Origin of the sequence: Streptomyces sp. NBC_01381 (genome assembly GCF_026340305.1) — a bacterium.
In the GTDB taxonomy this organism is placed as follows: domain Bacteria; phylum Actinomycetota; class Actinomycetes; order Streptomycetales; family Streptomycetaceae; genus Streptomyces.
On sequence record NZ_JAPEPI010000002.1, the window covers coordinates 932,605 to 948,421 of the forward strand.

At 69.1% G+C, this 15,817-nt stretch carries 10 protein-coding genes and 1 pseudogene; 8 read left to right on the forward strand and 3 right to left on the reverse strand.

Annotation, left to right across the window (positions count from 1 at the left end):
• Window positions 1-201 precede the first annotated feature (201 nt).
• Window positions 202-1,416 carry a S8 family peptidase gene (locus OG453_RS26000; RefSeq protein ID WP_266870914.1) on the reverse strand — a complete coding sequence of 405 codons (1,215 nt, stop codon included), beginning with the start codon at window positions 1,414-1,416 and terminating at the stop codon, window positions 202-204.
• A gap of 299 nt (window positions 1,417-1,715) precedes the next feature.
• Between OG453_RS26000 and OG453_RS26005 the strand changes: the two genes are divergently transcribed.
• The 5 genes and pseudogenes from OG453_RS26005 (at window position 1,716) to OG453_RS26025 (ending at window position 8,852) form a co-directional block, all read left to right on the forward strand.
• Entirely contained in the window at window positions 1,716-2,162 is a 447-nt protein-coding gene (locus OG453_RS26005; RefSeq protein WP_266870916.1) for a nuclear transport factor 2 family protein, read from the forward strand.
• Between the two features lie 139 nt (window positions 2,163-2,301).
• Window positions 2,302-4,932: an alpha-glucan family phosphorylase gene (gene glgP, locus OG453_RS26010; RefSeq protein WP_266870917.1), complete on the forward strand. Its 2,631-nt coding sequence runs from the start codon at window positions 2,302-2,304 to the stop codon at window positions 4,930-4,932.
• A gap of 111 nt (window positions 4,933-5,043) precedes the next feature.
• Complete coding sequence (locus OG453_RS26015; RefSeq protein WP_266870919.1) at window positions 5,044-6,552, forward strand: DUF4246 domain-containing protein; 1,509 nt, start codon at window positions 5,044-5,046, stop codon at window positions 6,550-6,552.
• A gap of 8 nt (window positions 6,553-6,560) precedes the next feature.
• Window positions 6,561-8,324 (forward strand): annotated as a pseudogene (locus tag OG453_RS26020) (RHS repeat-associated core domain-containing protein); the annotation flags it as partial.
• A gap of 357 nt (window positions 8,325-8,681) precedes the next feature.
• Window positions 8,682-8,852, forward strand: a complete 171-nt coding sequence (locus tag OG453_RS26025) for a hypothetical protein (protein WP_266870921.1) — start codon at window positions 8,682-8,684, stop codon at window positions 8,850-8,852.
• A gap of 78 nt (window positions 8,853-8,930) precedes the next feature.
• Here the strand turns inward: OG453_RS26025 and OG453_RS26030 are convergent, their stop codons facing one another.
• Window positions 8,931-10,562, reverse strand: a complete 1,632-nt coding sequence (locus OG453_RS26030; RefSeq protein WP_266870922.1) for a M4 family metallopeptidase — start codon at window positions 10,560-10,562, stop codon at window positions 8,931-8,933.
• Between the two features lie 311 nt (window positions 10,563-10,873).
• Window positions 10,874-12,946, reverse strand: a complete 2,073-nt coding sequence (locus tag OG453_RS26035) for a M4 family metallopeptidase (protein WP_266870923.1) — start codon at window positions 12,944-12,946, stop codon at window positions 10,874-10,876.
• A 481-nt stretch (window positions 12,947-13,427) separates the two neighbouring features.
• Between OG453_RS26035 and OG453_RS26040 the strand changes: the two genes are divergently transcribed.
• The 3 genes from OG453_RS26040 (at window position 13,428) to OG453_RS26050 (ending at window position 15,806) form a co-directional block, all read left to right on the forward strand.
• Window positions 13,428-14,300 (forward strand): hypothetical protein, encoded by an 873-nt coding sequence (locus OG453_RS26040; RefSeq protein WP_266870924.1) that lies wholly within the window; start codon window positions 13,428-13,430, stop codon window positions 14,298-14,300.
• An 18-nt stretch (window positions 14,301-14,318) separates the two neighbouring features.
• Window positions 14,319-14,450: a hypothetical protein gene (locus OG453_RS26045; protein ID WP_266870925.1), complete on the forward strand. Its 132-nt coding sequence runs from the start codon at window positions 14,319-14,321 to the stop codon at window positions 14,448-14,450.
• An 81-nt stretch (window positions 14,451-14,531) separates the two neighbouring features.
• The gene (locus tag OG453_RS26050; RefSeq protein ID WP_266870926.1) at window positions 14,532-15,806 is read left to right on the forward strand and encodes an MFS transporter; all 1,275 of its coding nucleotides are present in this window, start codon (window positions 14,532-14,534) and stop codon (window positions 15,804-15,806) included.
• Window positions 15,807-15,817 lie beyond the last annotated feature (11 nt).

Below are 15,817 nucleotides of genomic sequence, written 5' to 3' on the forward strand. Positions count from 1 at the left end.
GGTGTGGAGGGTTCTGCTGTGTGCGTACCGGGGGAGCCTTCCCACGGATTTCGGGTGGGCAATCCGGCGCTTTGTTAACTACTAGTGCGTAAGGCCTCATACAAGACCGGCGGCACAGGGAGTCTGTACGGGCACATGCCGGGCGCACATAAGACCGGCCCCGCCGATCGAGGCGGGGCCGGTCCGGGGCTGTGCCGGGTCCTACGGGTTGTTGACCTGCAGGAGCTTGTTCGGGGAGCCGAGGCCGCCGCCGGTCACCTTGCCCGGGACCGCGCGGTCGGTGAGCGCCTTGCTCACCTCGGCCGGTGCGGCCGCCGCGTGGTCGGCGAGGTACAGCGCCGCCGCGCCCGCCACGTGCGGCGCGGCCATCGACGTACCGGAGATGGTGTTCGTGGCGCTGTCGCCCGTGTTCCACGCCGACGTGATGCCCACGCCCGGTGCGAACAGGTCAAGGCCGGCACCCCAGTTGGAGAAGCTTGCCCTGGCGTCCTTGACGTCGGTCGCGCCGACGGTGACCGCTTCCTTCACTCGGGCCGGCGAGGACAGGAACGCGGGAAGCCCGTCGTTCCCCGCCGCGACCGTGTAAGTGACCCCGGACGCGATCGAGTTGCGCACGGCGGCGTCCAACTGGACGTTGGCCGAGCCACCGAGGCTCAGGTTGGCGACGGCAGGCTTCTTGGCGTGCTTGGTCACCCAGTCGATGCCGGCGATGACCTGTGCGGTCGTCCCCGAGCCCGCGTTGTCGAGGACGCGCACGCCCACGACGTTCGCCTTCTTGGCCACGCCGTACTTCCCGCCCGCGACGGTCGCGGCGACATGCGTGCCGTGGCCGTTGCCGTCCTGCGCGGTGGCGTCGTTGTCGATGAAGTCCCAGCCGCTGCTCGCACGCCCGCCGAAGTCCGTGTGCGTGCTGCGGATTCCGGTGTCGATGACGTACGCCGTCACGCCCTGACCCGCGGATTCGGGCCAGGTGTAGGACTTGTCGAGCGGAAGGCCGTTCTGGTCGATCCGGTCCAGGCCCCAGGACGGCGGATTCTTCTGGGTGTGGTCCAGGGTCACCGTGCTGTCCTGGACGACGGAGGCGACGTCCGCGTCTCCCGCGAGCCGTTTGGCCTCCTTCGAACCCGCCTTCACCGCATAGCCGTTGAGCGCCGTGCTGTAGGTGTGGCTTATTTTCGCGCCGTATTTCTCTGCTATGCCCTTGCCCGCCTCAGACGGGGCCTTTGTCCCTCCCTTGAGTGTGACGATGTAACTGCCGCTGATGGAACCGGGCTCCCCGGCGCCGAGTATCTGCCCCAGCGGGGCCTCGGCCGGAGCTGCGTGTGCGGGCAGCGTGATGGCCGAAAGCACCGCCGCCGTGGTGGCGGCGGTGACGGCTCCCGCCCACCGCAGACGCTTCGTTCGCGACAAAGTCATATGCTGGCTTCCCTCCCCAACTTGACGTGCCGCCCGAGGAGTTGGACCGGTGACTGCCGGGTCCCCCGTATCCACCGCGGGCGCCACTTGGCAGCCTCTCGTGAGCTGTGAGGCCCTACAAGACCACACGGCGTGGGGGAATCGGCCATACCTCCCGTGGGGGTGGTGTGAGGGTTGCGGCGATTTTCGGACGAGTGCGGGTACGGTCCACCCGAGCGGAACGCTGAGGTGCGTGTTGTCGCAGGTCGACGTCCGATGTCCGCCAGCGGTGTGCCTGCCGGGGAGGTCACCCTGGCGGCATGAACACCCAGCCGACAGCGTCCGAAACCGACCCGGTGGCCGTCCTCACCGCCATGTACGAGGCGGAGTCCCGCTACCTGGCCGCCGGTGGCCCCGGCGAGGCCTCCTTCGAGCCGCTCGCCCCGTACTTCGCGCACGACGTCGTCCTGCATCAGGCGGACGCCCTCCCGTACGGCGGCACCTGGCGCGGCCACGAAGGGATGGTGCGGTTCTTCCTCGCCATGGCCGAGGCGTGGGAGTCCTTCGAGATCGGCGAGCAGGAGTTCTTCGCCACGGGTGACACGGTCTTCGTCCGCAGCGAGGTCCACGCGCGGGCCCGCGCCACGGGACGCGAACTCGCCTTCCCCGTACTGCAGTCGATCGCGGTGCGGGACGGGCGGATCGCCGAGGTGTGGCCGTTCTACTGGGACACGGCGGCGATCGCGGCGGCGATGGGACGGTTCTAGGTTTCCGTCGGACCGTGCACCCTGTGCGCCGTGGTCGCGGGGGCGGCGCCCCGCTAACGTCGATGCGACACGTCGATTCGCGACGTACGAACGCCCACGACACACGCCCCGTCAGACGCTCCGTCAGAGGTGCTCCGTGATGAAGGCCATCCGTCGATTCACCGTACGTCCCGCCCTTCCCGACCCCCTGTCCCCGCTCGCCGAGCTCGCGCGCAACCTCCGCTGGTCCTGGCACACACCCACCCGTGAGCTCTTCGAGGCCGTCGACCCCGAGCTGTGGGCCGCGTCCGGCGGCGACCCCGTGCGGCTGCTCGGCGGCGTGCCGCCCGCGCGGCTCGCCCGGCTCGCCCATGACGAGCCGTTCCTGCGGCGCCTCGCGGAGGCCTCCGACGGGCTGCGGGAGTACCTCACCGGGGACCGCTGGTACCAGCAGCAGGCCGCCGAGTGCGGTGGTGAACTCCCGCGCGGCGTCGGCTACTTCTCGCCCGAGTTCGGCATCACGGCCGCCCTGCCGCAGTACTCGGGCGGCCTCGGCATCCTCGCCGGCGACCACCTCAAGGCGGCCAGCGACCTGGGGGTCCCGCTCATCGGGGTCGGGCTGCTCTACCGGCACGGCTACTTCCACCAGTCCCTGTCCCGCGACGGCTGGCAGCAGGAGACCTACCCCGTGCTCGACCCGAACGAGCTGCCGCTGACCCTCCTGCGCGAGGCGGACGGCCGCCCCTGCCAGGTCGCGATCGCCCTTCCCGGCGGCCGCTCGCTGCGCGCCCACGTCTGGCAGGCGTGCGTCGGGCGCGTACCGCTCCTGATGCTCGACTCGGACGTCGAGGAGAACGACCCCGGCGCCCGCGAGGTGACCGACCGGCTCTACGGCGGCGGCAGCGAACACCGGCTGCTCCAGGAGATGCTGCTCGGCATCGGCGGAGTGCGCGCCATACGGACGTACTGCCGTCTCACCGGGCACGCGGAGCCCGAGGTCTTCCACACCAACGAAGGGCACGCGGGCTTCCTCGGCCTGGAGCGGATCCATGAACTGGCCGAGCAGGGCGTGGAGTTCGACACCTCGCTCGAAGCGGTCAGGGCGGGCACGGTCTTCACCACCCACACGCCGGTCCCCGCCGGGATCGACCGCTTCGACCGCGAACTGGTCGCCCGGCACTTCGGCCCGGACGCCGAGCTGCCCCGCATCGACGTCGAGCGGATACTGCGGCTCGGCATGGAAACGTATCCGGGCGGCGAGCCCAACCTCTTCAACATGGCCGTGATGGGCCTGCGCCTCGGACGGTGCGCCAACGGCGTCTCCACCCTGCACGGCAAGGTGAGCCGCGAGATGTTCGCGGGCCTGTGGCCGGGATTCGACGCCGACGAGGTCCCGATCTCCTCCGTCACCAACGGCGTGCACGCCCCGACCTGGGTCGCCCCCGAGGTCTTCCGGCTCGGCGCACGCCAGATCGGCGCCCAGCGGACGGAGGACGCCCTGTCGGTGGGCGGCTCGGAGCGCTGGGACGCCGTCGCCGAGATCCAGGACTCCGACATCTGGGCGCTCCGGCGTGAGCTGCGCGGGCAGTTGGTGACGGAGGTCAGGCGGCGGCTGTACGCCTCGTGGCGCGGCCGTGGCGCGGCCAGCGCCGAACTGGGCTGGATCGACGACGTACTGGACCCCGACGTCCTGACGATCGGCTTCGCGCGCCGCGTCCCTTCGTACAAACGCCTGACCCTGATGCTGCGGGACCGCGACCGACTGATGGATCTGCTCACCCACGAGGAGCGGCCGATCCAGATCGTCGTGGCCGGAAAGGCGCATCCGGCGGACGACGGCGGCAAACGCCTCATCCAGGAGCTGGTGCGCTTCACGGACGACCCGCGGGTGCGCCACCGCGTCGTCTTCCTGCCGGACTACGGCATGGCGATGGCCCAGAAGCTGTATCCCGGCTGCGACGTCTGGCTGAACAATCCGCTCCGCCCGCTGGAGGCGTGCGGCACGAGCGGCATGAAGGCTGCCCTGAACGGCTGCCTCAACCTCTCGGTCCTGGACGGCTGGTGGGACGAATGGTTCGAGCCGGACTTCGGCTGGGCGATTCCCACGGCGGACGGTTCGGCGACGGACGACGACCGGCGGGACGATCTGGAGGCGGCGGCGCTGTACGACCTGCTGGAGCGCCGGATCGCGCCCCGCTTCTACGAGCAGGGTCCCGGCGGTCTCCCCGACCGCTGGATCGAGATGGTCCGCCGGACGCTGACGCGGCTCGGCCCGAAGGTCCTCGCCGGGCGGATGGTCCGTGACTACGTGGAGGGTCTCTACGTCCCCGCCGCGCGGGCGCATCGGGCGCTGGACGTGGCCGCGGCGGGGGAGTTGGCCTCCTGGAAGGCCCGGGTGCGGGGGGCGTGGCCGCGGGTCGCCGTCGACCATGTCGAGGCGTCCGCCTTCGGGGCGACGGCCGAGCTGGGCTCGACGCTCGCGCTGCGGGTCCGGGTGCGGCTCGGGGAGCTGACGCCGGACGACGTGGAGGTGCAGGCGATCGCGGGGCGGGTCGATCCGCAGGACCACATCGCGGATCCGGCTTCGGTGCCGCTGAAGCCGGTGGGCGCCCCCACCCCGGAGGGCAGCCGCCTCTACGAGGGCCCCCTGACCCTCGACCACGCGGGCCCCTTCGGCTATACGGTCCGCGTCCTGCCGTCCCATCGGCTCCTGGCCAGCGGGGCGGAGCTGGGTCTGGTGGCGGTGCCTGCGGAGGGCATGGGGGAGGGAGCTGGGGTGCTGATGCGGTGAGGCGGTACGGCCCGTGATCACGGGCCACGACCGTCACTCACTCCCGCTGCGTTGTCAGTCCGCTGAAGTATCCTTCCGGCCGCCATGCATCGACCGGAAGGACCCAGAGAATTGACTGGCCTGTCTGCTTTCCCGCTGCCGTTTCAAGCGTCCCGTTCCCTATCGTTCGCGACACCCCGGACACTGCGGGAACTTCAGATGATGGAGTGCAGCGCCCATATCCGGGCGAAGCCGGGGTGGTTCGAGAAGATGAACGACGCCGACATCCTCGCCAGGTGGACGCAAGAAGCGGTCGCCCAGGGCCTCACCGAGGCGCAGGTTCGTTACGTGCTTGCCGAACTCGCGTATTACGCCGCATTGCGCGACGGACAGACCGGTATAGAGGTGTCCGCCGTCGACGGGGTGTGGCAGTCGGACACCCTGGTCGACGACGAGCTCGGATCCCGGCTGCGCGAGGCGGTCCGGGTTCTGGAAGAGGTCCCCGAAGACGAAAAGGACTGGCACCCCGGATCCGAAGGACAGGTGCTGGATCTGGTGCATCCCTCACTGTTCTGCCTGGTGAACGAGGCGAGCGGAGCGCCCGAGCGGGCTTGGCGGAACCCGACGAACCGCCATTCGCAGCATGAATTCTCCGAGAAATTCCAGTGGCTTCCCACGGACGTCGACGTCAGTGACGACGGCGATGTCGCCTTCCGTTCGTACGTCAACAACGTCCACCCCGAGACGCATCGTGAACTGGCGTCCGCCCTCCCGGACTTGTTCGCACGGCTGCGTCCGCTGTTCGAGAACGTACTCACTGATCTGCGCCATCCGCGGCCCCTGCGGATCGAGGCCGATCCTTACGGGTGGTACGACTCGGAGCCGGAGTACCCGGACAGGTCTTCCTTCAGTGATGACGAGGCCCACGACAAGGCCGTCAGTGCCTACGAAGAGGCCCAGGACGATTGGTGGGAGAACCGCAGCCCGGTCATCCCTGACGCCCCTGCCTTCACCCCGCCCGAGTTGCCCGACGACTTCGCCCGATTCGACCTGCGCGGCCGTAGTCTCCAGGTCATCGTCAAGCTCGCCACCATTCATCTCACTCCGGACAAGCCCGAGTACGCCGGCGGTTCCTGGCATGTCGAGGGGATGCTGAATGAGCGGATCGTCTCGACCGGCATTTACTACTGGGACAGCGAGAACATCACCGAAAGCCGGCTGAGTTTCCGGGCGGCACTCGACGACCCGAACTACGAACAGAACGACGACAATGGTGTGCGTGAGGTCTACGGCCTGGAGAACGAAGACGCACTGAACCAGAAGCTGGGATCGGCATCGACCCCGGCGGGCCGCTGCCTGGCGTTCCCGAACATCCTGCAACACCGCGTCGGCTCGTTCCGCCTCACGGACGCCACCCGTCCCGGGCATCGCAAAATTCTCGCGTTCTTCCTGATCGACCCGTCGGAAAAGATCGTCTCGACGTCCGATGTGCCACCGCAGCAGCCATGGTCCGAGACCTCGACCATGACGCTCGAACAGGCCAAGAGCTACCGCGAACAGCTCATGCAGGAACGCAAGTTCTTCGTCGACGAACACAACGAGCAGCTCTACGAGCGGGAGTTCTCCCTGTGTGAGCACTGAAAGAACACGCCTTCGGCCGCGCGAGCACGGTCACGGACCCGACGGGCGCGGCCCTGCGGCTTGAGTGGACGGTGGAGGGCAAGCTGGCGCGGCGCACGGAGGCGGACGGCTCGTCGGAGTCGTGGACGTACGACGGCGATGGCAACTGCGTCTCGCACACGGACGCGATGGGCGCGACCACGGCACACGAATACACGCACTTCGACCTGATCGCGGCCCGCACGGACCCCGACGGCGCCCGCTACGAGTTCGACCACGACCCCCAGCTCCAGCTCCAGCTCCGCAAGGTCACCAACCCGCAGGGCCTGACCTGGAGTTACGAGTACGACCCGGCAGGCCGCCTGGTGGCGGAGACGGACTTCGACGACCGCACACTGACGTACACCCACGACGCGGCCGGCCAGTTGGCGACACGTACGACGGCCGCGGGCGACGTGATCACCTTCGAACGGGACGTGCTGGGCCGGACGGTCACGCAGAGCGTGGCAGGTGCCGCGATCACGCGCTTCACCTACGACGCGACAGGCAGCCTCACCGCGGCGGTGAGCCCGGACGTGGCACTGACCCTGGAGAGGGACAGGTCAGGCCGTCTGCTCTCGGAAACGGTCAACGGCCGCACCCTGACCCACACCTACGACGAGCTGGGCCGCCGCACCGGCCGCACCACGCCGTCCGGCGCGACGAGCACCTGGACGTACGACGCGGCAGGCCGTCGCACCGAACTGATCGCCTCCGGCAGGAGGATGGCGTTCACGCACGGCAGGGCGGGCCGGGAACTCACCTGCACGGTCGGCGAGGCCCTGACACTGACGAACGTGTACGACGTCGTGGGCCGCCTCTTGGAACAGGGACTGACGGGCCGGGCCGGCACGCCGATCCAGCACCGTGCGTACACATACCGTGCGGACGACCATCTGACCGGCGTGGAGGACCAGCTCAACGGCACGCGGCGCTTCGCCCTGGACGCGGCAGGCCGAGTCACAGCGGTCCACGCGGCAGACTGGACGGAAACCTACGCCTACGACGAGGCGGGCAACCAGACCGACGCCTCCTGGCCGGCCACCATGCCGGGCCAAGAGGCAACAGGCCCCCGCGCGTACACCGGCACCCGCATCACCGCGGCAGGCAACGTCCGCTACGAATACGACACGGCAGGCCGCACCACCCTGCGCCAGAAGACCCGCCTGTCCCGCAAGCCCGACACCTGGCACTACGAATGGGACGCGGAAGACCGCCTCACATCCGTGGTGACCCCCGACGGCACGAGGTGGCGCTACCTCTACGACCCCTTGGGCCGCCGCGTGTCCAAACAGCGCATGACGGAACAGGGGGTGGCGGAACAGACCGACTTCACCTGGGACGACATGACCCTCTGCGAACAGACGAGCCACACCCCGGGCGCACCGGAATCAGTGACCCTCACGTGGGACCATGACGGACTGTGCCCCCTGGCCCAGACAGAGCGCAAACACCTCACCGACGAAGAAGTGGACGCCCGCTTCTACGCCATCGTCACCGACCTCGTCGGCACGCCGACCGAACTCCTCGACGAGCAAGGCGACATCGCCTGGCGCACCAGGACCACCCTCTGGGGCACCACAGTCTGGAACCGAGGCGCCACCGCCTACACACCGCTGCGTTTTCCCGGCCAGTACTACGACCCCGAAACCGCCCGCTACCTCACCTCGGACCCGATCGGTCTCGCCGGTGGCTTCGCGCCGCACAGTTACGTTCCCAACCCGCTCAAGTGGATCGACCCTCTGGGCCTTTCCCTCATGGACGAAAGCAAGAACGGCGTGCGCATCGTGGTGCACGAGTACGACGTCGACAAGCCGGCGCACGCCCATGTGACCGGTGGCGGGGGCCGCGAGGTCAGGATCGGGCAGCGGGCTGCGAAGGAGCAGCGCGAGGCCGCCGAGGCCGCCAAGAAATCCTGCAAGTAGGGATCAAGCGATGACATTGCATTCCGATGTGGCCGAGCTGCTGGCGGAGGCCGGCATCGTCGACGTGGACGTCGACGAAGCCGTCGCGGACGAGCACGTGCGAGCGTCCGCGTACCTACGCGTCGTCTCGGTGATCGCTTCCGCATCGACGACTGGCTGTTCTGGCTGTCCATCGAGGACGGTCACGTGCCGACACCGGCCGAGTTGGCGGAGGTCACGGACTGGATGCAGCGCCACCTCGCCGAGTGGTCGAGGTCGCCGGCCGTACTCGCCGTGGTCGCCGAGTCGGCCAACACCAAGAAGACACGGAACATCGCGAAGAACCGGGCCGGAAGCCGCGAGCTGAGAGCGGAATGAGTCGCACGCTCCGAGGGGAGCGGAAAAGCGGCACCCAGGGGGAGGAAGGCCCCCCGGGTGCCGCCCCGGCAAAGAGAGTTACTTGACGTTGACGCCGGTCCAGGCCGCCGCCACGCCCTTGGCCTCGGCGGAGTCCGCGCCGTAGAGGTCCGTCGCGGCCTTCAGCGTGCCCTCACGCGCGTCCTTGTACTGCGTGGTGGTCGTGAAGTACGTCGTCAGCGCCTTGAACCAGATCTTCTCGGCCTTGTCGCGTCCGATGCCCTCGACCTTGGAGCCGTCGGCGGTCGGGGAGTCGTACTTGACGCCGTTGATCTCCTTCGCGCCGCTGCCCTCCGACAGCAGGTAGAAGAAGTGGTTGGCGATGCCGGACGAGTAGTGGACGTCGACGTTGCCCGCGTCCTCGCTCCAGTTGTCCAGGGAGTTGCCGTCCTTGGAGGGCTTGTCCATGTACCGGAGCGGCGACCCGTCGCCGTTGATGTCGATCTTCTCGCCGACGTAGTAGTCGCCGACGTCCTCGGCGTTCTTCGAGTTGAACTCGACGGCCGCCGCGAAGATGTCGGAGGTGGCCTCGTTCAGGCCGCCCGACTCACCGCTGTACTCCATGTTGCCGGTGGCCGCGGTGACGCCGTGCGTCATCTCGTGCGCCGCGACGTCCATCGACGTGAGCGGCTTCTTGTCGCCCTCGCCGTCGCCGTACGTCATGCAGAAGCAGCTGTCGTCCCAGAAGGCGTTGACGTACGCGTTGCCGTAGTGGACCCGCGAGGTCGCGCCCTTGCCGTCGCCCTTGATGCCCTCACGGCCGTGCACGGTCTTGTAGTAGTCCCAGGTCAACTGGGCGCCGTAGGCGGCGTCGACGGCGGCGGTCTGGGCGTCCTCCGGCTTTCCGGTGCCCCACGTGTCGTCGTCGTCCGTGACGATCTTGCCCTCGCCGCTCTCGCCGTGGGCCAGGTCGTACGTGGAGTGGCCGCCGCGCGAGTCGTCGGTCAGATCGAAGCCGCTGGAGCCCTTCTTGGAGCCGACCTCGACCTTGCCGCTGTACTGGCTGTGGCCCGCGCCGTTCTCGATGGCCTGGTACTGGAAGAGCTTCTTGCCGGTGGCCGCGTCGGTGATGACGTGCAGCTTGCTCGGCGTGCCGTCCTTCTGGACGCCGGTGACGATCGTTTCGTGAGCCAGGACCGGCTTGCCGGACGCGGCCCAGACGACCTTGCGGGGCGCCTGCGCGTCGGCCTTCTTGGTGTCGCCGGTCTTCGCGGCGGTCGACTCGGCGGACTTCGCGGCCGACTTGGTCGCGATCTTCGCGGAGGTGGACGCGACCTTGATGGTGGCCTTGGCCGCCTTGGTCACGCTCTTGACCTTGCCGCTCTTCGCGGTGTGCACGACGAGGTCGCCGCCGAGGACGGGCAGGCCGTCGTAGGTGCGCTCGTAGCGGGTGTGCGTGGTGCCGTCGCGGTCCTTGACGACGTCACGGACGACGAGCTTCTCCTTGGCGCCCAGGCCGATCTTCTCGGCGGTGGCGGCCTTGTCGGCGTTCGCGTCCTGCAGCAGGCCCGCGCGGGCCGTCGCGGAGAGCTTGACCGGGGAGGCGGCCGACACGTTCTGGTCGGGCTGTGCGGACGCGCCGGTGGTCAGGCCGGCGGCGAGCAGTGCTCCGGCGGCAACAGCGGTGGCTATGGCCAGCGTTGAGCGCTTCCGGGATATGTGGGGGGTCACGCATGCTCCTTCTGTGGGGGGCCCGGACGGTATGGGGACTGTCCGGGCTGAAAGATGCGGTGCGGGTGAACTGGTGTGCTGTGAGAGGGAAGAGTGCCAGTTGAGCCAGGTTCATGTCAGGCCCTTGGCCATATGTTGGCCAGAAATAGTCCGTTGAGCGAAGGTCCATGTACGCAATGCGAACGACGGCATGCGGGCGGCGTACAGGCGGCGCACATGGGTGCGCCGCTCCGGGGAGTTGAACCACCCGGAGCGGCGCCGTCTCTCATTTCACAGAAGACCTGACGAGGCCTGCGGAAGGCCCGGTCGGCTTACGGGAACGTCAGCTTCCAGCTGTTGATGCGGCCGGTGTCGTACGCGGCCACATCCTGAACCTTCAGCTTCCATGTCCCGTTGGCCACCTCGGACGACGCGTCGACCGTGTACGTCGCCACGATGTTGTCCGCGGAATCCGATGAACTCGAGTTCTTCAGGCGGTAGTTCGTGCCGTCCGGTGCCACCAGGTCGACGACCAGGTCGCCGCGCCAGGTGTGCACGATGTCGACGCCGACCTTCAGCGCGCTGGGCGCGTTGCCGGTGCGTCCGGTGACGTTGACCGACGAGGTCACCGCGGCGCCGTTGTCCGGAATGGCCACGTCCGTGGTGTTCTCGAAGTCTGTGCCACCGCCGCCGCCGGGCCGCGAGCCGACGTTGACGCCGGCCCACGCGTGGGCCACCGCCGCGTACTCGGCGCTGGTGGTGCCGTACAGCTCACCGGCCACGGCGAGCGTTCCGGTGCGGGCCGCCGCGTAGTTGGTGGTCGTGGTGAACTTCGTCGTCAGCGCCTTGAACCAGATGAGCGACGCCTTGTCACGACCAATTCCGGCCACAGGCAGGCCGTCCGAGGTGGGCGAGTTGTAGGAGACGCCGTTGATCACCTTGGCGCCGCTGCCCTCGCTCAGCAGGTAGTAGAAGTGGTTGGCGACACCGGACGAGTAGTGGACGTCGATGTTGCCGATGCCCGAGTACCAGGAGTCCTTGGACGAGCCGTCCTTGCTGGGCTTGTCCATGTAGCGCAGCGGGGTGCCGTCGCCGCGGATGTCGATCTTCTCGCCGACGAGGTAGTCGCCGACGTCCTGCGCGTTGTTGGCGTTGAACTCGACGGCCGCCGCGAAGATGTCGGAGGTCGCCTCGTTCAGGCCGCCGGACTCGCCGCTGTACGTCATGTTGCCGGTGGCCGCGGTCACGCCGTGCGTCATCTCGTGGGCCGCCACGTCGATGGACGTCAGCGGCTTGGCGTTGCCGGAACCGTCGCCGTACGTCATGCAGAAGCAGCTGTCGGACCAGAAGGCGTTGACGTAGTTGTTGCCGTAGTGGACCCGCGAGTACGCGCCGACGCCGTCCCCGCGGATGCCGGAGCGGCCGTGCACGTTCTTGTAGTAGTCCCAGGTGAGCGCGGCGCCGTAGTGGGCGTCGGCGCCCGCGGTCTCCAGGTTGGAGGCCTGGCCGTTGCCCCACACGTCGTCGGCGCCCGAGAAGAGCGTGCCGGTGCCGGAGGTGCCGCGGTTGAGGTTGTTCGTCTTGTGGCCGCCCCGGGCGGTGTCCGTCAGGGTGTAGTTGGACCCCGACTGGGCCGTTCCGAGGGTGACCTGACCGCTGTACTGGGTGTTGCCCGTGCCGTTCTCGATGCCCTGCCACTGGAAGAGCTTCTTGCCGGTGGCCGCGTCCGTGATGACGTGCAGTTCGTTCGGTGTCCCGTCGTGCTGCAGCCCGCCGACCACCGTCTCGTACGCGAGAGTCGGCTCGCCCTTGGCCATCCAGACGACCTTGCGGGGCGCCCGGTCCGCGTCGGTCTTCTTCGACCCCTCGGCCTTCGCGGCCCCGAGCGCCTGCTTCTCGGCGGTCGCCGCCTTCACGTCGGCGCTGGTGTCGATGCCCTTGAGCTGCGCCTTCGACGCCTTGGTGACGCCCTCGGTCTTCCCGGACTTCGCCTCGTCGACCACCAGGTCGCCGCCGAGTACGGGCATTCCGTCGTAGGTGCGCTCGTAGCGGGTGTGCGTCGTGCCGTCGCCGTCCTTGGTGACATCACGGACGACGAGCTTCTCCTTGGCGCCGAGGCCCAGGTCCTTGGCGGTGTCCGCCTTGGTGGCGTTGGCGTCCTTGATGAGCGCGGCCCGCTGGGCGGGGGAGAGCTTGGCCGGCAGCGAACCCGGGTCGGCCTTGCCGATCTTGGGGGCGGCCGCCGCGGTGGACGGAGTCTTGGCCGGGTCGTCGGCGGTTGCCGGGCCGGTCTGGACGGCCACCGCGATGAGCGCCGCGACGGCGGTCAGGGCACCGGCTGCGGCACCCCGTCGGGAGGAGATGGATCTGCGGGACGCGGATCTGTGGGAGGTGGATCTCAACACGGACTCCTTCTGCGTGGCCGCGGGGTGCGCGGCCAGGGAGGCCGGGCGGCGCGGTCGTGCCGTCCGGGCAGAACAAGGCAGAACGTGGAGCTGGGAATCGAACGTGGAGCTGCGAATTGAGGGGAAGAGTGGCACCAGGGCGGGCCCTTTGTCAGGGTTGCGTCAAGAGTTGGCCGGAACTGGTCCGCTGCCCGGTGGGACACGTTCGATATACGGAGCAGGCGGACAGGCCCTGGGGCTGCCCTCTTGTTCGAGGGCAGCCCCAGGCGCTGCCTCAGTTGTTCGATCCTGTACCGCCTGCCCGGCGTCGGGCGGCGGGTGGCCGGATCTGACCCCCTCGCGAGATTTCATTCGGCGGGTTTCTCTGACCCTGGAATACCCCCAGGGGGTATATGGTTATGATCGATGTCCCGGCAACGGGCAACGCCGGAAGGCGCGCCACAAGGCATGCCAGAAGGCGCATCACACCGAGGGAGACGCCATGCAGAACCACTCCGGCCACCACCAGTCCCAGCACGGCGGGCACGGCGGGCACGGCGGGCACGCCGGCCACGGCGGAGCCACGCCCGGCGGTCTGTCGGTCTCCGAGAACGGGTACACCCTCGAACTCGACTCGACGATCGTCACCGGCGGCGTCCAGCCGGTCACCTTCCGGGTGATAGGCCCCGACGGGCGGGCCGTGACCGCGTTCACGCCCGAGCATGAGAAGGCACTGCACTTCATCGCCGTCCGGCGCGACACGGCCGGGTTCCAGCACGTGCACCCCGTGATGGACGAGAAGGGCACCTGGAGCGTCGAACTGGCCCTGGAACCCGGGGACTGGAGGTTCTTCGCCGACATCCACCCGGCCGGCCACGACGGAACCATGACGCTGGGGATCGATGTCGCGGTCGCCGGGCAGTACGACCCGCGCCCGCTTCCCGAAGTCACCCGGGCCGCGCGGGCCGACGAGTTCACCGTCACGCTCGACGGCGAACTCCTGCCCGGTGCGGCGAGCGAACTGACCCTCACCGTCAGCCGGAACGGCCGGCCCGTCACCGATCTGCAGCCCTACCTGGCCGCGTACGGACACCTGGTGGCACTGCGGGTCGGCGACCTGGGCTACCTCCACGTCCACCCGGAGGGCGAGCCCGGCGACGGCACCACCGCGCCGGGGCCCGAGATCGCCTTCGTGGCGACCGCGCCCTCGGCCGGCACCTACCGCCTGTTCCTGGACTTCCAGCACGACGGCGTCGTCCGGACGGCCGAGTTCACGGTGCGGACCGCGACGACCCCCGGCTCGGACACGGCATCCCAGGCCGCACCCGCCGAGCACCCGAGCCACCAGCACAGCGCCCACGCACACCACCACTGACCAGCGGGAAAGACCGTCATGCCGCGCCTGACCCCACTCACCAGCGACCGCGCGATGGCCGACGTCGTCGGTGTCGTCGCACTGAACATCCTCACCGGAGCCTTCAACCTGCTCGCCGGCCTCACACCGGAGAGCGGCACCGGTGCGTAGAGACACCCCCGCCCCGGCTCGCGGGGCACGGCCTCCGCCCCGAGGCCGTGCCCCGCCGCATGGACCCGGAAGGAACACGCCATGAGCCTGTTCGCCATCCGCGACTACCGCCGCCTGTTCAGCGCCCAGGTCATCGCCCTGTTCGGCACCGGTCTCGCGACAGTGGCCCTCGGACTGCTCGCCTACGATCTCGCGGGACCGCGCGCAGGCGTGGTCCTCGGCACCGCCCTGACCGTCAAGATGGTCATGTACGTGGTCATAGCCCCCCTTGCCGCCGCGTACGTCGACCGGCTCCCCAGAAGAGCCTTCCTGGTCCTCCTCGACGTGGTGCGCGCCGCGGTGGTCCTCGCGCTGCCGTTCGTCACCGAGGTCTGGCACATCTACGTGCTGATCGGCCTGCTGCAGGCCGGATCCGCGGCCTTCACCCCGACGTTCCAGGCCGTCATCCCCGACATCGTCACGGACGAATCCGACTACACACGCGCCCTGTCCGCCTCTCAGGTCGCCTACACCATGGAGAGCCTGCTCAGCCCGGTACTCGCAGCGGTTGCCCTGGCGTTCATGAGCTTCAACCTGCTCTTCCTGGGCACCTCCGTCGGATTCGCCGTCTCCGCCCTCCTCGTCCTGTCGACGCGCATCCCCGACGCCCGCCCCAACGCCCACGCCAAGGCCTGGGACAGGGCAGCGGCAGGGATCAGGACCTTCCTCAGGACACCGCGGCTGCGCGGCGTCATGGCGCTCAACCTCGTGGTCGCGGCGGCAGGGTCGATCGTCGTCGTCAACACCGTCAACTACGTGCGTGACGAGCTCGGCGGCTCGCAGTCGGACGTCGCATGGATGCTCGCGGCCTCCGGCGGCGGAACCCTCCTCGCGGCCCTAGCGCTTCCCCGCATCCTCGACCGGATCGCCGCCCGCACCGTCATGCTGACCGGCGCCGGAGTCCTCCTCGGCGGCACGATCGCCGCGGTGGGCCTCATGGCGGCCGGCCTGACCACATGGACCGGTACGGCGATCAACTGGACCGTGATCGGCATCGGCATGGCGCTCGTCGTCACGCCGACCGGAAAGGTCCTGCGCGCCTCCGTCGCACCGAACGCGATCCCCGAGGCCTTCGCGGCCCAGTTCTCCCTGTCGCACCTGGCCTGGCTGATCACCTACCCCATCGCGGGATGGCTCGGCACGAACGCCGGCTTCGCGCTCGCCTGGTCCGTCCTCGCGGCCCTCGCCGGGGCGGGCACCGTCGGCGCCCTCCTCCTGTGGCCGCGCCACGATGGACCACGGGCCGTGACGGGAACCGCGACGCCCGGCACGACCGTGCCCCGGCTGGACAGGTCCACCCTGTCCAAGGCCGCGTGAAGCGTCGCGGG